The organism is Acinetobacter sp. Lyrl_1, assembly GCF_051948795.1.
Classification (GTDB): domain Bacteria; phylum Pseudomonadota; class Gammaproteobacteria; order Pseudomonadales; family Moraxellaceae; genus Acinetobacter; species Acinetobacter towneri.
Window position 1 is genome coordinate 114,167 of record NZ_JAYJLK010000001.1, and the last position, 18,342, is coordinate 132,508.

An 18,342-nucleotide genomic window follows, 5' to 3' on the forward strand; every position below is an offset into this window, starting at 1 on the left:
AAAAAGCCTTCAATTTATGAAGGCTTTTTGACTGAAAGTTAAACTTCTTTCAAATTATTGCTGTGACAGCATGAAATGGATGGGTGACAAAATTTCAGCTTCAAGTGCCATTTTGATAATTGGGTCTGGATAAACACCAATCACCAATACCGCTAAAGCTGCAACCAATACCATAATACCGCCCACTTTTTGGCCCCAATGATCAACAGCGTCCATTTTTGGTTCATCTGGCGGTGTCATATACATCACCACCATAACGCGCAAGTAGTAGTACAAACCAATACCTGAACCCACGATGATCATCGCAGCTAAGAACCAGTGCTGAGTCGTTACCGCAGCCATCACCACCAAGAACTTACCAATGAAGCCTGCAGTTAATGGAATACCTGCAAGAGAAAGCATCATCACGGTTAATACAGCAGTCAATACTGGACGACGCCAGAACAAACCACGGTAGTCAGCCAAACTTTCAGCTTCTGCTACGTTGTTGTATGGGCTAGACATTAATGCCACTGCACCAAACGCGCCAATAGTCGTCAAGACATAGGTAATCACATAAACGCTGACATTACCCAAGCTTGCATAAGTCATGCTGATCAAACCAATCAACAAATAACCAAAGTGTGCAATTGATGAGTAAGCCAAAATACGTTTCAAGTTCACTTGACGTACAGCAAGGAAGTTACCCACCAAAATTGAAAGCACGGCAATAATGGTCATGATAGTTACAATCGAGTCGATCAGGATTGCCCCTGAACCCAAAATGTAACGCACGAACAAACCAATGGTTGCTACTTTCGCTGCAGTCGCAAGGAAGGTTGCGATTGGTGCAGGCGCACCGTCATAAACGTCTGGTGTCCATTTGTGGAATGGCGCCAAAGACAGTTTAAATGCCACAGCAAAGACAATTAAGCCTAAACCTAAAATTACCAAAGGTTGCTGGATGTTTTGCATTAATGCTTGAACAGAGTCATAGAACGACAATGAACCTGTGTACGCATAAATGTACGCCATACCCATAAGCAACATTGCTGATGCAGTTGCAGACAATACTAAGTACTTCACACCCGCTTCTAAAGATTTAGAACGCTGGTGGGTATATGCCAATAAGCCATAAACAGGAATTGACATTAACTCAAGGCTAATGAAGAACGATGCATAGTGCGAACTTGATACCATCAACATAGCACCCGCTACAGAACATAACATCAAGATGTAAAGTTCTTCGCGGTTGTCTTTATAGGTCTCAATATAAGCATGAGACAAAGTAGAACATGCCAATGCTGCGATCAGAATCACCAGTTGATATAACAAGGTGAACGGATCAATCATAAACATGCCCATCACGCTGGCAGGAGCAAAGTTCCCACCAAACATCATGAGTAAAAGGTAAGCCGCAGCGAGGTTCAAGCCCACCACTGATGCTGTAGCAATTAAGTTATGGTTACGCTTAATTGCAGTAAGGATCATCACGACAATCGCAGTTAAAGCCACGATCATCACAGGAGCTAAAGGCATAAGCTCAGAAAATGACATTGTGAAGTTCATGGCTTATTGGATCTCCACATTTTCGAGTTGAGCTGTTACTTCTTGCGTAACTTCAACTACTTCTTGAACTGGGATGTAGCTATTTGCTAACCACGCCATACTTGAATTTGAAATATCAAGGAAGGTTTGTGGATACAGACCAAGCCATACTAGACCCAGCGCACAAATTGAAAGAATCACAACTTCACGTGCATTTAAATCTTTTAACGGATTTGCATAGTGCTGTTTTTGCTCTTCATTTGGTACACCAAACAAAGCTTTGTGAATCAGGATTAAACCGTAAACACCTGCAAAAACTAAGCTGATTGCCGCAATAATTGTGAAGGCTGGGAACTGTTCAAATGAACCCATCAAAATCAGGAATTCACCAATAAAGTTACCTAAACCAGGAATACCGACTAACGCAGCCACAAAGAACATGAGGAAGAATGAAAGGTATTGGAATTGACCACGAATACCGCCCATTAAACGCATGTCACGTGTATGTACGCGCTCGTAAATTTGACCACACATAATGAACAATGCAGCAGATGACAAGCCATGTGCCAACATCATGATCATTAAGCCTTGGTAAGTCAGGATATTACCTGCATAAATTGCAAGTAATACGAAGCCCATGTGCGAAATTGAGGTATAGGCAAGTAAACGCTTCATATCGGTTTGCTGGAAAGCACACCACGCGCCGTAGAACACACCAATTAAACCCAAAATAATGGCGATGTCTGCAAACTGAGCAGAAGCCGCTGGGAAGAATGGAATCACGAAACGTAATAAACCGTATGCCGCAGTTTTAATCAAAATACCTGCAAGGTCGACAGAACCCGCTGTAGGCGCTTGTGCGTGTGCATCTGGTAACCAACCGTGTAATGGGAAAACTGGAAGTTTTACCGCAAAACCGATGAATAAACAGATCATGAAGGCATAAGCGACTGCTGGTAATTGTGCGTCAAGTGTATTCGCTACAGCCAATAAATAGTTGTAGTTGAATGAAATTGTACCTGACATCATGTATCCGTAGATCACTAGACCTAAGATACCAATCAACATGATTAAACCAGCAACTTGCGTATAGATAAAGAATTTGGTTGCAGCGTAAACACGTGAACGACCATTTGAACCTTTATGACCCCATAACGCAATCAGGAAGTAGATTGGTACAAGCATCATCTCCCAGAAGAAGAAGAACAGGAACAAGTCAATCGCAAGGAATACACCAATTACCCCACCCAAAGACCATAAAAGGTTAAGGTGGAAGAAACCGACGTTCTTTTGAATCTCACCAAATGAACAGCCTACCGCTAAAATACCCAGTAATGCGGTTAAACCCACCATGAGTAAAGATAAGCCATCCACCGCTAAGTGAATGTTGATGCCTAGGGTTTGAATCCAAGGCAACATAAATTCAGCCGACCAAGTTGGAACTTGAGCGCCTAATTCATAGTTATAGCTAGCACCTTGCCACAATGCGACAGTTAAGCCCAAAGTAACGAGCATGCCCACTAAAGCAATGTAACGCGGTAATTTATCGTCGAGTTTATCGACCAACCAGCAAATAAAACCTGCAATGAACGGAACAAGGATCAGCGCGGGTAGAATTAAATTGTTTGGAGTATCCATCTTATTTCCCCACGACCTGAATCACGATCAAGATCATTAGTAAGACCACCACACCAAGTGCCATACTCGATGCGTACTCACGTAATGAACCAGTTTGACGTGAACTTGTGAAGCTATGACCACCTTTCACCAGTGCAGGCAGTACTAACCACATACCATCCACTGGATCACGACCTAATAGTTTGGCAATCAGCAAGTATGGTTTTACAAATACGATGTCATACAACGCATCGAAACCAAGTGCATTACGGCAAATATTGGCAAGACCCGCACCCAATGAAGTTTGCGCGAAACCTTTTACAGCGTTGTAAGCAAAGGCAAATAACACCACGCCTACAGCTAAACCAGCCAAAGCCACGCCAATTGCAACATACTCTGCACCATGTGCACCTGCTTCTAATGCTTCAGGAATCACAAATGCTGGGATTTTTGCAGCATCAAGAATGCTCATCACTGGCGCTTTTAATACAATCGCTAAACCAGTTGAAAGTGCTGCAAGCACTGCCAATGGGAACCAGTAAGTTGCGCCTTTGATCTCGTGATACGGTGTGTTTTCTTTACCAAAGAATACAACCCAAATTAAGCGGAATGTATAAATTGACGTTAAGAATGCACCTGCTACACCCACCCAATATAAGGTGTTATATAGCGGAATACCTGCGATATGACTTTGCGTCCAAACTGCTGCCAAAATAGCGTCTTTTGAGAAGAAACCAATGGTCAAGAATGGAATCGCTGCCAATGCACCGCCACCAATCGCGAAACATGCAAACAGGAATTTGTTCTTGTAGAACAAGCCACCCATTTTGAAAATGTTTTGTTCGTGATGGTAAGCCAAAATCACCGCACCAGAAGACAAGAATAATAATGCCTTGAAGAATGCGTGAGTTAACATGTGGAATAGACCCGCTTGGTATGCTTCTGCACCAACTGCCATAAACATATAACCCAGCTGACTCATAGTTGAGTAAGCCAAAATACGTTTGATGTCGGTTTGAACCAATGCTGCAAAACCAGCAACTAGCAAGGTCACAGCACCTGTAATTGAAATGAATAACATCACTTCAGGTGCAAGTTCAAATACGCTGAACATACGGCAGCATAAGTAAACACCCGCAGTTACCATGGTTGCAGCGTGGATTAATGCAGATACAGGTGTAGGACCTGCCATCGCATCGGCTAACCAAGTTTGCAACGGAATTTGTGCAGATTTACCCGCAGCACCCAAGAACAACATTAACGCTGTCCAAATGGTGATCGACGAGCTTTGAGTCATTACATTGGCTGCATTTTCTACGATGTATTGTGTGTTCAACGTACCAAATTGTTGATACAACAAGAACAACGCGATCAGTAGGAAAACGTCACCCACACGTGTTACGGTAAATGCTTTGATTGCTGCAAAACCGTTTGCAGGGTTTTGGTAGTAATAACCAATCAGCAAGTAAGAGCACAAACCTACACCTTCCCAACCTAGGAACAATAACGCCAAGTTATCGCCAAGTACCAACAACAACATGCTCGCAACGAACAAGTTGAAGTAAGAGAAGAAACGTGCAAAGTCTTCTTCACCACGCATATACCATGATGCAAAGATGTGAATTAAGAAACCCACGCCTGTAATCATGCCCAGCATGAGCAAAGATAAACCGTCTAAGTGCAAGCTAAACGCAGGTGCAAAACCACCCACATTGAACCAAGTCCATAAATGTTGAGTCGTTGCAACCGAACCGTTGTTCACAAAGTCCATGCCTGCAATTAGCGCAAATAATGCAGACAGACCCACTGAACCTACGCCAATAATCGCAGCAACTTTTTCAGGTAAGTTGTTACGCCCTGCCGCTAAAAGGATAAAACCAATGAGCGGAAACAATACTGTTAGATATAAATAACTCATCCGCGCATCTCACTAGCAGCATCCACATCCAAATGATGGAAGCGATGATAGAACTGAAGGACGATCGCAAGACCGATACACGCCTCTGCCGCAGCAAGTGTCAAGATCAAGATAAACATGATCTGACCATCTGGTTGTACCCATGCACTACCAGCCAAGACAAACGCCAATGCCGCAGCGTTCATCATGATTTCAAGGCCCATTAAAATAAATAGTAGGTTGCGTCGCACCATCACACCGTAAAAACCGAGTGCAAAAAGAATGGTCGCGACAATCAAACCATGTTCTAAAGGGATGTTGCCCATTATTCTTTTTCCTCTTCTGCACTTGGTTCACGTTTACCGATGTGGAAGCCTGCAACCAAAGCTGCAAGTAATAACATTGCGGCAACTTCAACCAACAATAAGTACTGAGTAAAGAGTGCTTGACCCACTGCTTTTGGACCCACCATTTCGGTGCCCATAAGCGCGCTTGGTGCAGTGTAGTCTGAGCTTAATGACCACACTAAAACCAAACCAATTAGGAAGCTCATCAAAGCTGGGTATGCCCAAGTTGATGAAGTCAACCATTTACGCTCTTGCTCAACAGTTTGCTGACCAAGGTTGAGCATCATCACCACGAATACGAACAAGACCATGATCGCACCCGCATAAACAATGATTTCCAAGGCACCAGCAAATGGTGCACCCACGATCATGAACATGCCTGCAACCGCAAGTAATGACACGATCAAGCTTAATAAAGCATGTACTGGGTTCGCGTTAGTCACTACACGAACCGTAGAAACAATGGCCACGAGTGCCATCAAGTAAAACGGCCACATCATGGTAATAGACTCCGTACATCAATAGGTGCGCTTTCACGTTGCGCTTGACCTTTGTCTTTACCTGTAACAGCCATACCCGTTACACGGTAGAAGTTGTAGTCAGGATATTTACCAGGACCTGAAATGAGTAAGTGTTCTTTCTCATACACCAAGTCTTGACGCACATATTCACCTAACTCGAAGTCAGGTGTTAACTGAATTGCAGTCGTTGGGCATGCTTCTTCACACATACCGCAGAAAATACAGCGTGAGAAGTTGATACGGAAAAACTCTGGGTACCAACGACCATCTTCCTGTTCTGCTTTTTGCAGTGAAATACAACCTACTGGACAAGCAACTGCACAGAGGTTACATGCTACACAACGCTCTTCGCCATCTGGATCGCGTGTTAACACAATACGACCACGGAAGCGTGGAGGTACAATTTCTTCGGCTGGTACTTCCGGATACAAAATGGTGTCACGTTTACGTGTCACGTGCGAGAAAACCATCCACAGTGAACGTACAATTGACCCAAACCCAGCTAGAAACTTAAACATATTGTTCTCCCTGCTGTCTTAGGCCGAATGATTCATAAGAATCACAGCACCAGTTACCAAAAGGTTAACAAGCGCCAATGGCAAGCAAATTTTCCAACCAAAGTTCATCACTTGGTCATAACGCGGACGCATTAAAGAACCACGAGCCAAGACAAACATCATCACAAAGAATGCTGTTTTGATAATGAACCAGAAAGCTGCTGGAATGAATGGAATTTCAAGGTTAAACGGCGCTAGCCATCCACCGAAGAATAGAGTCACGATAAGCGCAGAGATCAATACCACGTTGACATATTCTGCAACGAAGAACATCCCCCATTTCATACCGCCATATTCTACGTGATAACCTTCAGCCAATTCTTGTTCTGCTTCTGGTTGGTCAAATGGGTGACGGTGAGTTACCGCAACGCCTGCAACCACGAAAATCAAGAAACCTAAGAATTGTGGAATCACAAACCAAACATCACGTTGCGCTTCAACAATTTCACGCATGTTGAATGAGCCTGCAATAGCAACCACACCCATGAGTGAAATACCCAAGAACACTTCATAAGAAATGGTTTGAGCGGCTGAACGTAAACCACCAAGCAATGCGTATTTGTTGTTTGATGACCAACCACCAAATAACACCGCATACACTGCGATACCTGCCATTGCCATAAAGAACAACAGGCCAATGCTCATGTCTGCCACACCTAAATAAGGTGATACAGGAATAACCATGAACGACAGTACCGCAGTTGCCATTGCAACCGCTGGTGCCATACGGAACGTAAGTTTGTCGGCAAATTTTGGTGTCCAGTCTTCTTTGAACATGATTTTCAGCATGTCGGCAACAATCTGGAACATACCGCCTGGACCTACACGGTTCGGACCATAACGGTCTTGCCATAAGCCCAGTAAACGACGCTCAATAAAAGACATGAGTGCAGCAATCAATACCACAACCAGTAAGATGACAATCGCTTGAATGACTGAATAGGCAATTGGCCAGTTCTCAGCCCACAGCGGCGTCTGACGGATTAATTCTTGTTGCATGAATTACACTCCTACCGCGACTGAAACAGGCTCTGCAAGAGATACCGTTGGTGCAAGACCAATTGGGTAGCCAATATAACCTGTAGGTAAATATTCAATCACTTGTACTGGCAACACGATAGATGTTTCGCCTGCTTGTACAGTAATTGTTTGACCATCTTGTAGATTCAAACGCTGCGCATCCTGCGTACCTACAGCAAATACTGCTTCAGGAATACGTGATTCCATTGCAGGAGTTTTCACCGTAAATTCCCCCGATGCAAAAATGTGATGCATTGGAATTAAACGGAAGCTGTCTGGATTTGCAAGTACTGGTGCAGGTGCAACATAGCTACGTGCAGGACGTTTCGCCAAACGGTCGAATAAACGAATACCTGCGTCACCACCTTTTAAGTGACCACCCACGTTTTCTTGGAATTTGTTCCAAGCTTGTGGCGAGTTCCAACCTGCAGACCAAGCAAATGGTACAAGTGCCGCTGGCGTTTGATTACCCACATAACCTTCCATAGAGAATGTTAATGCTGAATCTACATCGACAGGTTGTTTTGGTTCGTGAATGGATAACGGTGCACGCATAGCGGTACGACCTGAGTAACGACGTGGTTCACGCGCAACTTTTAAACCATGTACACGGAAACCTGCATCTGGTGCAACATCTTGAATTGCTTCAAGTGCTGGAACATTCTTCACTACAGATTCAATCACGTCATCTAAAACAGTCCAAGCAATTGCTTTGCCTTTTAAGCCTGTTTCAAGTGCGTGTAACCAGCGCCAAGATTCCTTAATCGCCAATTCAGGTTTGTAGTAGCTTGGGTCATAAACCTGGAAGAAGCGTTGTGCACGACCTTCCTGACTCACCACCGTACCATCACCTTCCGCGAAGCTTGCTGCAGAAAGTACGATGTTGGCTTTTTGCACAGTTGCAGTTTCAGCATGATCTAACACAATGACATCTTGTGCTTTCGCTAAAGCTGCATCGACTTGTACTGCAGGTAAACGACGGTATAAGTCATTTTCAACCACAATCACAGCATCGTAATCTTGCGCAAATGCTTGCTCTAAGCTTTGACCACCAAAAATAGCCAAGCCCATTGAGTTCACTTCTGGCACAGTTAAGCTTAAACCTGCGTTTTCACCCAAGTTTTGTGCCACTTGTGCAGCCGCTTCCATAATGGCAGCGTCTTGTAAGCTTGTACCTGAAATCACCAATGGTTTTTTCGCAGCTTTTAACGTGTCGGCAATAGTTTGTGCAAATGCTTTCGCATCGTCATCTAAACCTGTGATCACTTCACCAGCAACCGCAGCAGCAATAGCAAAACCTAAACGTGCGATATCATTTGGAGAAGCAACCACTTCACCTGTTGCGACATCGGCTAAACGAGTTTGCGTTGCAGCCAAAATGTAAATTGGTGATTTTGCATCTTGCGCAATACGTTGCACAGGCTCAGCCAACCAGTCTGGCGTACGACGCTCTGCTGCCATTTCTTTGGCTTTGTTTTTCGCCGCTTGACGAACAGACAACGCCATACGTGGTGCAGTTTGAGTTAAATCTTCACCCAAAATTAACACAGCATCGTAGTCTTCAATTTCACGCATACCTGGGTTATAAATTCCTTCGGTTTGCATGATTGAAGCAGCAAGTTCAACCAAGTTTTGCTCTTTTTGCGATAAACCTGTTGAGTAGTTGTCTTGACCCACCAACTCACGCAAAGCAAAGTTTGATTCAAGCGATGCACGCGGTGAACCAATACCCAAAACTTTTTTGCCTTGAACTTTGGCAATAATCGTATCAAGTGCAGCATCTACAGAAACGGTTTCTACGCTCGCACCGTTACGGAACTGTGGCTGACGTGGACGATCTTCACGGTTCACATAACCTGTACCGAATCGACCTTTATCGCATAGGAAGTATTGGTTGACTTCACCGTTAAAGCGGTTTTCTACACGACGCAATTCGCCATAACGCTCACCCGGAGAGATGTTACAACCTGAAGAACAGCCTTGGCATACGCTAGGCGCATACTGCATGTCCCACTTACGGTTATAACGCGCAGAGTGAGTTTTGTCGGTGAATACACCTGTTGGACAGACTTCAGTCAAGTTACCCGAGAATTCAGATTCCAAAGTACCCGATTCAGGACGACCAAAGTAAACACGTGATGCGTTGGCATAGACACCAAAGTCTGTACCGCCTGCATAGTCTTTGTAGTAACGCACGCAACGATAACACGCGATACAACGGTTCATTTCATGCGCGATGAACGAACCAAGCTCTTGGTTATAGTGAGTACGTTTAGTAAAGCGGTAACGACGACGATCGTGCTGTGTCATTACAGTCATATCTTGTAAATGACAGTGACCACCTTCTTCACAGACTGGACAGTCGTGTGGGTGGTTGGTCATCAAGAACTCTACAATTGAAGCACGGAACTCAGTTGCTTCCTTGTCTTCAATCGAGATATAGGTATTGTCAGCAGCAGGTGTCATACATGACATCACCAAGCGACCACGAGTATCTTCAGGGTTCGCATATTGGGTCACGGCACATTGACGGCAAGAACCGACAGAACCTAAGGATGGATGCCAACAAAAGTACGGAATGTCGATCCCAAGGCTCAAACATGCTTGCAGCAAGTTTTCCGAGCCATTGACTTCGTACGATTTTCCATCGACATGAATTGTAGCCATAGTCGAATTCCTTAAGCTTGTTCTACGTTGCTAGCTTGAGCAGCAGGACGGCTATTTGCCACTTTTGCTTCAAACTCGCCACGGAAATATTTGAGTGCGCCCATTAATGGCTCCATCGCACCTGGTGCGTGAGCACAGAAGGTCTTACCAATCCACAATTTTTTGGTGAGTTCTTGAAGATGTTGAATGTCTTCTTCTTTCCCTTCGCCATTTTCAATTGCTTTGAGTGCTTTTACAGCCCACGGTAAGCCATCACGACATGGGGTACAGAAACCACATGATTCGCGCGCAAAGAATTCTTCTAAGTTACGGGTTGCAGAAACCATACATTGGGTTTCATCGACCACCATAAGCAAACACGTACCTAAACGTGAACCTGCCTTCATGATGCTTTCTGCATCCATTGGCAAGTCAATGTGTTCTGCTGCCAAGAAGTCGGTAGACGCACCACCCGGTAACCATGCTTTTAGCTTCAAGCCATCACGCATGCCACCCGCATAGTCTTCAATTACTTCACGTGCAGTCGTACCAAATGGAAGCTCCCATAGACCTGGGAATTTCACCTTACCAGAAGCACCGTAAATTTTTGTACCTGGATCTTTCGATTTGCCTGCAGATAAACCGATATACCACTCTGCACCACGTAACATGATTGCAGGTAAGTTATTATAGGTTTCTACGTTGTTGACAATCGTTGGACGACCCCATGCCCCTGCAACTTGCGGGAATGGTGGTTTAGTACGTGGGTTAGCACGACGACCTTCAAGCGAGTTAATCAATGCGGTTTCTTCACCACAGATATAACGACCTGCGCCTGTATGCACGTATAGCTCAAAGCCCCAGTTGGTACCTAAAATGTTTTCGCCCAAATAACCTTTGGCACGAATTTGCTCAATCGCTTCATTTAAGTACTGTGCAGCTTCGATGTATTCGCCACGAATAAAGATATAGCCGTGGGTAGCTTCAAGCGTGTACGCAGCAATCAGCATACCTTCAATCAGTTGGTGTGGAAGTTTTTCCATCAACAAACGGTCTTTGAAAGTACCTGGTTCCATCTCATCGGCATTACAAATCAGATAACGTGGACCTGAATTGTCGTTTGGTGCCATCAGTGACCATTTGATCCCTGCTGGGAAGCCTGCACCACCACGACCTTTCACTGTCGCAGCTTTAATGACTTCAAGCACATCTTTAGGCGGCATAGAAATCGCTTTCTTAAAGCCCGCATAACCTTCTAGCGCTTCGTAATCATCTGCATTACGCACGTGCTCTTGCTTGCTTAAACGCCAAGTTAATGGATGCGTTTCTGGGTTACCGTCACCATAAATTGGTCTTGGTTCGGTATTCATACATACTTCTCCAATAACTGTTGCACCGATGTCACCTCAACTAAACCGTGAGTATCTTCATCAATCATCAAGGTTGGTCCCTTGTCGCAATTTCCTAAACAGCAAATTGGCAATAACGTGAAACGACCATCTGCAGTCGTTTGACCAAACTGAATGCCTAATTCACGCTGGAATGCTTCTGCCAGTGTTTCTGCACCCATCAAGAAGCATGCAATTGAGTCACACAATAAAATCACGTGACGACCTACAGGCTGGCGATAAATACGGTTATAGAATGTTGCAACACCTTCTAAATCAGCAACGCTGATGGTGAGAAGTTGTGCAATTGCATTTAACTGCGCGTCATCTACCCAGCCATTACGGCGCTGTACACACTTCAAGGCATCTAAAGATGCTGCACGTGGGTACGGATAATGACCAATGTGATGTTCAATTTCATGGATTTCTTCCGCAGTTAAAATCCCTTCAACATTCACACGTGGCTTTTTATCAGTCAAAATCATCATAATGCGTTTACCCCTTAGCGATCCACGTCTGCCATTACGACGTCAATGGTCGCTAAATAAATGATTAAGTCAGATACCAGACTGCCGTTAATCACAGAAGGCATTTGCTGTAAATGCGTGAAAGTTGGTGTACGAATACGGGTACGGTAACTCATCGTCGACTTATCTGAAGTCAAGTAATAGTTAGATGCACCTTTCACCACTTCTGCCATTACAGATGCTTCACCAGCAGGCATTACAGGACCCCAAGACACGCTTAAGAAGTGCGTAATCAAGGTTTCAATATCTTGTAATGTCTTGTCTTTTGGTGGTGGAACAGCCAATGGATGATCAGCTTTATATGGACCAGAAGGCATGTTATCTAGACATTGTTTGATGATTTTCAATGACTCTTCGATTTCACGGAAGTGTACCAATACACGTGCGTAAGCATCGCCTTCGTACTCTACTGGCACGTCAAAGTCATAGTTTTCATAACCACTGTATGGACGGTATTTACGCACGTCAAAGTCGATACCTGTTGCACGTAGACCAGTACCTGTTACACCCCACGCCAAAGCAGATTTCGCATCATACTGTGCAACGCCTTGCGTACGACCCATGAATACAGAGTTGCGTAATGCCGCAGTGTAGTATTCATTCATACGCTTTGGCATCCACTCCAAGATTTCACGAATCAGGTGCTGCCAGTTGTTTGGTAGGTCGTGTGCGGTACCACCAATACGGAACCATGCTGGGTGCATACGGTAACCAGTAATGGCTTCAATCGCATCGTAGATTTTTTGACGGTCTGCGAACATATAGAATACAGGGGTCATACCGCCCGCATCCTGAATTGCAGTACCAATGAACAATAAGTGGTTATTGATACGGAATAATTCCGACATCATGACACGAATACATTGTGCACGGTCTGGCACAGTAATACCTGCCAGTTGCTCCACACCCATCACATACGGCATGTTTTGAGCACAACCACCTAGGTAGTCCACACGGTCTGTATAAGGAATGAATGAATGCCAAGTTTGACGCTCAGCCATCTTTTCCACACCACGGTGGTGATAGCCGATATCTGGCACACAGTCTTTCACTTCTTCACCATCCAACTGCAAAATTACACGGAACGCACCGTGCGCAGATGGGTGGTTAGGACCCAAGTTCAGGAACATGAAGTCTTCGTCTTTATTGCCGCGCTTTAAGCCCCAATCTTCAGGCACAAAGCGAAGGTGTTCTTGCTCGAAGTCTTGTTTGGCTTGGTTCTGCATATACGGTGTATATTCCGTTGCACGTGCAGAATACTCTTTGCGTAACGGATGACCTTCCCAATATGTTGGCAACAAGATACGACGAAGCATTGGATGCCCTTCGAAGTTAATACCAAACATATCGTAAGCTTCACGCTCGTACCAGTTGGCATTTGGCCAAATGTTGGTTGCTGTTGGAATGTTGAGATCACTCTCATTCAACGCAACTTTAATACGAATGTCCGTGTTACGCTCAAGCGATAACAAGTGATAGAACACAGTAAAGTCAGACGCAGGTAGACCATCGCGGTGAGTACGCAAACGCTCATCTACCGCAGACAAGTCGAACAACATCACGTATGGACGTGACACTGTACGCAAGAACATTAAAACTTCTTGTACACGTGCGCGCTCAACCCAGACTGTTGGAAAATCTTCAAAAGTCGTTTGCACGTAGAAGTTCTCACCAAATTTGGTTTTGAGCTCTTCTACAATTGCAAATGCTGGGCGTGAATCAACTGCAGTTGATTCTGGCATAGCAATGTCAGTTTCAGCCATTGGCTTGGCTTCCTATTTAATACAAATTCAGTCAACCTAAACGACAACTACACCCGTCGGGTGCATCAATATTTGTACGTTTAAATTATTTAATTTCATCCATAGAGCGTAAGTTTTTCACCGCAATACGCTGCGCATTCTTACGGTCACGTTCTGGCATCATCTTCGGCTTATATACTGGCTTAAGATCATCACCAATCACCGCAGACAACGGACGACGCTCTAATTGAATTTGGTCTTGTAATAACATCAATGCTTGGATTAATGCTTCAGGACGTGGTGGGCAACCCGGAATGTACACATCCACAGGAATGATTTTATCCACACCTTGCACAACTGAATAAATGTCGTACATACCACCTGAGTTTGCACATGCGCCCATTGAGATTACCCATTTAGGCTCAAGCATTTGCTCATACAAACGCTGAATTACAGGTGCCATTTTCACAAAACACGTACCTGCAACAATCATCAAGTCTGCCTGACGCGGTGAAGCACGAATAACCTCTGCACCAAAACGTGACAAGTCATGCACACCTGTTAAGGTAGTTGCATACTCTACGTAGCAGCACGATGTACCAAAGTTAAATGGCCAAACTGAGTTCTTACGTCCCCAGTTTACTGCTGTATGTGCCAAGTCTTCTAAACGAGTCATGAACACATTTTTATTCACTTCTTCTTCAAGCGGATCGGTTACGATTTGACGCTCTTGAAGTGGATATTGATCAGCATCGGGATTCGCACGGGTTAAGGTATATTTCATCCCGAGTTACTCCTTATCAGATGAGGTAGTCGCAGATTTTTTTACACGACCAGAGGATTGAGCTGGAATTTGACCGGTAGGGTCCGTTACCAATTCTTCAATTGAGTTAAAGCGTGTGATTTCTGCAAGATCCATATTTGGCGAACCAATTTTAGGTTTAATCCCTGCTGCTTTACGCTTATCAGATGGAGCCCAGTTCAGCGCACCAGTTGATAATTCATAAATTAAGCCAACGAGTAAAACTAAAATAAATACAGCAGCCGTTGCAAAGCCCACCCAACCTACTTCACGAACAGAAGCTGCCCATGCGTATAGATAAAGTGCTTCTAAGTCGAAAACAACGAAGAAAATTGCAACCAAATAGAACTTTGCAGATAAGCGGATACGTGCTCCACCAGCACCTACAACACCCGACTCAAACTGCTCTTGCTTCGCACGCCCCCATGATTTACCCCCAAGGAGTAAAGGAACGGTCAGCATAAAGACGCATAAAAATGTAACGCCGATCACGAAGGCAATAATTGCCCATTCGTATGGAGTAATGGCACTCATGCGGGGATAACTCCTGGCAGGCCTATTTATTAACAAAGAATGTATGTATTGGCCTTCAAATACACCAAACACAAAATTAATCACGCCAATTGTACCTGATTTATGATTTCACTTGCTAGTTCATAAGTCTTAGTCTTTCGGATGATTTTTTATTCAAATACTTGATATTTTAGAATTCCACTACTCCGTAGGGCTCTTAATCGCTTTAACAAATAGATAAGTCAGTTGTGATTATTTTTTCCAAAACACCAATTGAGCGGTTCGTTGCAAAGTTTTTAAATTTATAGAGAGATCATCGCAACTTCAGGTTTCAGCTTAGTTTAAGCCGCACAAAATTTTGTGTAGTTTTTGCAACTTAGACCCTGAGTTTCTTTAATTTTTCACCCAGAGTGTGCTATTCCTAGTAAGCATTAAAAATTTGAATAATAAGGAGTAAACACATGAGCTTAGACTATACCCACAAACCAAATTACTTTATGTTTGCGCAATTATTTATTCGTCATTTGCAAAATTATTTTGAAAAACATCCTGACGCACAAAATGCAATTTTTGACCTGCGTGATATTTACGAGTTATTTCGCCAAGACAAAGCATCTGCCACCATTAATTTAGACGGCATTATGAATATTGCAGATGAATACCGCCTTGAAACCTTACAAGGCGATCAAAAATTAATTAGCCGTTATGCGATTGATCCACAAAATAATTCTTTGTTGGTAGATTTTAACCGCGAGGCTTTAGACAGCTTAAAACAAGGCAAAGCAATTTTACCACCTGATGCAACGCTACAAGAATAAAGCCGTATAGAATCTGCATTAAAGTGTGTTGCTTAAAACAGCCAACACTTTCATAAAGCACAAAAAAGCGAGCATCTGCTCGCTTTTGAGTATTGAGAGCCACAAGCCCTCCATCTAGAATAATTTAGCTTTTACGTGACAATAAAAACTCGGAAATTTGCTGTAACTCTAAGACGGTATCAGTTTTAAAATATGCCAACGCAGCAAAGGCTTGATCGTGCAATTCTTGTGCATAAGCTTGTGCTTTTTCCAAGCCCATGAGTGCAGGATAGGTCGATTTTTCAACTTGTTCATCTTTCCCTGCAGTTTTACCTAGTACTTCAGTATCCGAAATAATATCTAAAATATCGTCTTGTACCTGAAAGGCTAAACCAATCGCCTGCGCATATTCACGCAATTGTGGAATCGCTTTATCTCGCCCATCAAACACGGTCACAGCAGCCATCATCACTGCAGCAGAAATCAAGGCACCTGTTTTATTACGATGGATACTTTCCAAAGTCGCCTGATCAACCTGTTTACCTTCAGACTGCAAATCTAAAACCTGTCCACAGACCATTTTTGAAGAAGCAGTGGCTAAAATTTGCATCTGTTTGAGGACAATGCCTTGATCTACCGCAGCAGCCTGATCAAACAAACGACTGCCTAAAATTTCAAATGCCATCGACTGTAAAATATCGCCTGCCAACAATGCTGTATCTTCACCATACGCGGCATGGCAAGTTGGTTGCCCACGACGCAATAAGTCATTGTCCATACACGGCAAATCGTCATGCGCCAGTGAATAACAATGAATCAGCTCAATTGCAACTGCAGCACGGCGTACTGCTGCATAATTCTGAATAGGTCTTAACGCAGCTGTGGCATAACACAAAGCAGGACGCACACGCTTACCACCCAACATGACGGCATGATGCACAGCAGACTTTAACGGTTCTGGCAATGCAAAGGCCTCTAAAGCGGTAAGCAAGTCTTGCTGAATACGTTGTTGGGCTGCGGTTAATGCATGCGCCTGTAAATCGTGAAGTGATGACACATTCGCCTCGAATTGTTGGTTCATGTCTGATAAGCAGTAAGCTGCTTTGTCTGTTGCAGCATTGTACCCATAATTCAATTTTTTTTAAGCCTTAACTGCACCGATATAGTATTTCAGCTACAAAAAAGCCCCTATCGAAATAGAGGCTGAATTTTGTTTAAATTTAAAATGTCAGGTTCGTGACCAATTTATTCAAGCGTTTCAGCAGGCACACGCACCCAGCCTTCCATCAAGACACGTGCACTACGGCTCATTACCGCTTTTTTTACTTGCCACTGTCCATTTTCCTGCACGGCTTGCGCACCAACGCGAAGCGTACCCGAAGGATGTCCAAAACGTACCGCTTCACGCTCACCACCACCTGCAGCTAAGTTCACCAAAGTTCCTGGAATAGCTGCAGCAGTACCAATTGCAACAGCTGCTGTGCCCATCATGGCATGGTGTAATTTACCCATCGATAATGCACGTACCAATAAATCGGTATCTTCTACCTGAATTTGCTTTCCACTTGAAGAGACATAACTTTTTGGCGCAGAAACAAAAGCAATTTTGGGGGTATGCTGACGCTTTTCAGCTTCGGCAATTTCCTGAATTAGTCCCATTTGTTTAGCGCCATAAGCACGAATGGTTTCAAAACGTGCCAATGCCTGTGCATCACCATTGATCGCATCTTGCAGTTCTGTGCCGGTATAACCAATATCTTCTGCATTCAGAAAAATTGTTGGAATACCCGCATTAATAAATGTAGCCTGAAATGTTCCAATATTTGGCACATCTAAAATATCCACGACATTGCTCGTCGGGAACATTGCCCCACCCTCGTCACCATCATCGGCAGGGTCTAAAAATTCAATTTGCACTTCTGCTGCTGGGAATGTCACGCCATCCAGCTCAAAATCACCTGTTTCCTGCACCTGACCGTTGGTCATCGGTACATGCGCAATAATGGTTTTTTCAATATTTTTTTGCCAAATGCGTACTGTGCACACACCATTTTCTGGAATTTTGCTGGCATCGACCAAACCATTACTAATGGCAAATGCACCTACCGCAGCCGTCAGGTTGCCACAGTTACCACTCCAATCCACAAAAGGCTGATCAATCGAAACCTGTCCAAACAGATAATCGACATCATGATCAGGCTGCGTACTTTTCGCCAAAATTACCGTTTTGCTGGTGCTTGAAGTTGCACCGCCCATTCCATCAATTTGCTTGGCATAAGGGTCTGGACTGCCAATGACGCGTAATAAAATTTGATCTCTAATTTTGCCTGGCTGCTGTGCTGCTACAGGTAAATCATCAAGTTTAAAAAATACGCCTTTACTGGTACCGCCGCGCATATAAGTCGCTGGAATTTTAACTTGTGGTGCAAAACGCATGAATT

At 44.0% G+C, this 18,342-nt stretch carries 16 protein-coding genes; 1 reads left to right on the forward strand and 15 read right to left on the reverse strand.

Annotated elements, in window-relative coordinates; translation table 11 throughout:
* Positions 1-54 precede the first annotated feature (54 nt).
* The 13 genes from nuoN to ndhC all read right to left on the reverse strand — a co-directional run bounded on the left by nuoN (position 55) and on the right by ndhC (position 15,125).
* Positions 55-1,548, reverse strand: a complete 1,494-nt coding sequence (gene nuoN, locus VF675_RS00540) for an NADH-quinone oxidoreductase subunit NuoN (protein WP_096901804.1) — start codon at positions 1,546-1,548, stop codon at positions 55-57.
* A 3-nt stretch (positions 1,549-1,551) separates the two neighbouring features.
* Positions 1,552-3,165, reverse strand: a complete 1,614-nt coding sequence (gene nuoM / locus VF675_RS00545; RefSeq protein ID WP_004975471.1) for an NADH-quinone oxidoreductase subunit M — start codon at positions 3,163-3,165, stop codon at positions 1,552-1,554.
* A 1-nt stretch (position 3,166) separates the two neighbouring features.
* Positions 3,167-5,062, reverse strand: coding sequence for an NADH-quinone oxidoreductase subunit L (gene nuoL, locus VF675_RS00550; protein WP_104852361.1), 1,896 nt, complete (start codon positions 5,060-5,062; stop codon positions 3,167-3,169).
* A complete protein-coding gene (gene nuoK / locus VF675_RS00555; RefSeq protein WP_004975463.1) occupies positions 5,059-5,367 on the reverse strand; it encodes an NADH-quinone oxidoreductase subunit NuoK in 309 nt (102 codons plus the stop codon). Before nuoK ends, nuoL begins: the two co-directional genes overlap by 4 nt.
* The gene (gene nuoJ, locus VF675_RS00560; RefSeq protein ID WP_171062597.1) at positions 5,367-5,885 is read right to left on the reverse strand and encodes an NADH-quinone oxidoreductase subunit J; all 519 of its coding nucleotides are present in this window, start codon (positions 5,883-5,885) and stop codon (positions 5,367-5,369) included. Before nuoJ ends, nuoK begins: the two co-directional genes overlap by 1 nt.
* Positions 5,885-6,427, reverse strand: coding sequence for an NADH-quinone oxidoreductase subunit NuoI (gene nuoI, locus VF675_RS00565; RefSeq protein ID WP_004975460.1), 543 nt, complete (start codon positions 6,425-6,427; stop codon positions 5,885-5,887). Before nuoI ends, nuoJ begins: the two co-directional genes overlap by 1 nt.
* A gap of 18 nt (positions 6,428-6,445) precedes the next feature.
* On the reverse strand, positions 6,446-7,465 hold the full coding sequence (gene nuoH / locus VF675_RS00570) for an NADH-quinone oxidoreductase subunit NuoH (RefSeq protein WP_004975457.1): 1,020 nt from the start codon (positions 7,463-7,465) through the stop codon (positions 6,446-6,448).
* Between the two features lie 3 nt (positions 7,466-7,468).
* Positions 7,469-10,153 carry an NADH-quinone oxidoreductase subunit NuoG gene (gene nuoG / locus VF675_RS00575; RefSeq protein WP_440204595.1) on the reverse strand — a complete coding sequence of 895 codons (2,685 nt, stop codon included), beginning with the start codon at positions 10,151-10,153 and terminating at the stop codon, positions 7,469-7,471.
* A gap of 11 nt (positions 10,154-10,164) precedes the next feature.
* Positions 10,165-11,502 carry an NADH-quinone oxidoreductase subunit NuoF gene (nuoF, locus tag VF675_RS00580; RefSeq protein ID WP_004975453.1) on the reverse strand — a complete coding sequence of 446 codons (1,338 nt, stop codon included), beginning with the start codon at positions 11,500-11,502 and terminating at the stop codon, positions 10,165-10,167.
* Positions 11,499-12,008 (reverse strand): NADH-quinone oxidoreductase subunit NuoE, encoded by a 510-nt coding sequence (nuoE, locus tag VF675_RS00585; RefSeq protein WP_004975451.1) that lies wholly within the window; start codon positions 12,006-12,008, stop codon positions 11,499-11,501. The genes nuoF and nuoE overlap by 4 nt, the downstream gene beginning before the upstream one ends.
* 14 nt (positions 12,009-12,022) lie before the next feature.
* Positions 12,023-13,810, reverse strand: coding sequence for an NADH-quinone oxidoreductase subunit C/D (gene nuoC / locus VF675_RS00590; protein WP_070155070.1), 1,788 nt, complete (start codon positions 13,808-13,810; stop codon positions 12,023-12,025).
* 85 nt (positions 13,811-13,895) lie between these two features.
* Positions 13,896-14,573, reverse strand: coding sequence for a NuoB/complex I 20 kDa subunit family protein (locus tag VF675_RS00595; RefSeq protein WP_004975447.1), 678 nt, complete (start codon positions 14,571-14,573; stop codon positions 13,896-13,898).
* A 6-nt stretch (positions 14,574-14,579) separates the two neighbouring features.
* Complete coding sequence (gene ndhC / locus VF675_RS00600) at positions 14,580-15,125, reverse strand: NADH-quinone oxidoreductase subunit A (protein WP_004975445.1); 546 nt, start codon at positions 15,123-15,125, stop codon at positions 14,580-14,582.
* A 440-nt stretch (positions 15,126-15,565) separates the two neighbouring features.
* Here ndhC and VF675_RS00605 point away from each other — a divergent pair, with 440 nt between their 5' ends.
* A complete protein-coding gene (locus VF675_RS00605) occupies positions 15,566-15,922 on the forward strand; it encodes a hypothetical protein (RefSeq protein WP_096901797.1) in 357 nt (118 codons plus the stop codon).
* A 124-nt stretch (positions 15,923-16,046) separates the two neighbouring features.
* On the opposite strand, the gene VF675_RS00610 is transcribed toward VF675_RS00605, so the two are convergent.
* Together VF675_RS00610 and prpF are read right to left on the reverse strand one after the other, a co-directional pair.
* A complete protein-coding gene (locus VF675_RS00610; protein WP_440204596.1) occupies positions 16,047-16,982 on the reverse strand; it encodes a polyprenyl synthetase family protein in 936 nt (311 codons plus the stop codon).
* A 164-nt stretch (positions 16,983-17,146) separates the two neighbouring features.
* Complete coding sequence (gene prpF, locus VF675_RS00615; protein ID WP_440204597.1) at positions 17,147-18,337, reverse strand: 2-methylaconitate cis-trans isomerase PrpF; 1,191 nt, start codon at positions 18,335-18,337, stop codon at positions 17,147-17,149.
* Between the last annotated feature and the right edge of the window lie 5 nt (positions 18,338-18,342).

Excerpts from the sequence above, each read along its gene's own strand:
- ndhC (WP_004975445.1), bottom strand. The coding sequence starts at position 15,125 with ATGAGTGCCATTACTCCATACGAATGGGCAATTATTGCCTTCGTGATC.
- VF675_RS00610 (WP_440204596.1), bottom strand. The coding sequence starts at position 16,982 with ATGAACCAACAATTCGAGGCGAATGTGTCATCACTTCACGATTTACAG.
- VF675_RS00605 (WP_096901797.1), top strand. The coding sequence starts at position 15,566 with ATGAGCTTAGACTATACCCACAAACCAAATTACTTTATGTTTGCGCAA.
- nuoL (WP_104852361.1), bottom strand. The coding sequence starts at position 5,062 with ATGAGTTATTTATATCTAACAGTATTGTTTCCGCTCATTGGTTTTATC.
- nuoE (WP_004975451.1), bottom strand. The coding sequence starts at position 12,008 with ATGATGATTTTGACTGATAAAAAGCCACGTGTGAATGTTGAAGGGATT.
- nuoM (WP_004975471.1), bottom strand. The coding sequence starts at position 3,165 with ATGGATACTCCAAACAATTTAATTCTACCCGCGCTGATCCTTGTTCCG.
- nuoH (WP_004975457.1), bottom strand. The coding sequence starts at position 7,465 with ATGCAACAAGAATTAATCCGTCAGACGCCGCTGTGGGCTGAGAACTGG.
- nuoI (WP_004975460.1), bottom strand. The coding sequence starts at position 6,427 with ATGTTTAAGTTTCTAGCTGGGTTTGGGTCAATTGTACGTTCACTGTGG.
- nuoK (WP_004975463.1), bottom strand. The coding sequence starts at position 5,367 with ATGGGCAACATCCCTTTAGAACATGGTTTGATTGTCGCGACCATTCTT.
- prpF (WP_440204597.1), bottom strand. The coding sequence starts at position 18,337 with ATGCGTTTTGCACCACAAGTTAAAATTCCAGCGACTTATATGCGCGGC.
- nuoF (WP_004975453.1), bottom strand. The coding sequence starts at position 11,502 with ATGAATACCGAACCAAGACCAATTTATGGTGACGGTAACCCAGAAACG.
- VF675_RS00595 (WP_004975447.1), bottom strand. The coding sequence starts at position 14,573 with ATGAAATATACCTTAACCCGTGCGAATCCCGATGCTGATCAATATCCA.
- nuoG (WP_440204595.1), bottom strand. The coding sequence starts at position 10,153 with ATGGCTACAATTCATGTCGATGGAAAATCGTACGAAGTCAATGGCTCG.
- nuoJ (WP_171062597.1), bottom strand. The coding sequence starts at position 5,885 with ATGTGGCCGTTTTACTTGATGGCACTCGTGGCCATTGTTTCTACGGTT.
- nuoN (WP_096901804.1), bottom strand. The coding sequence starts at position 1,548 with ATGAACTTCACAATGTCATTTTCTGAGCTTATGCCTTTAGCTCCTGTG.
- nuoC (WP_070155070.1), bottom strand. The coding sequence starts at position 13,810 with ATGGCTGAAACTGACATTGCTATGCCAGAATCAACTGCAGTTGATTCA.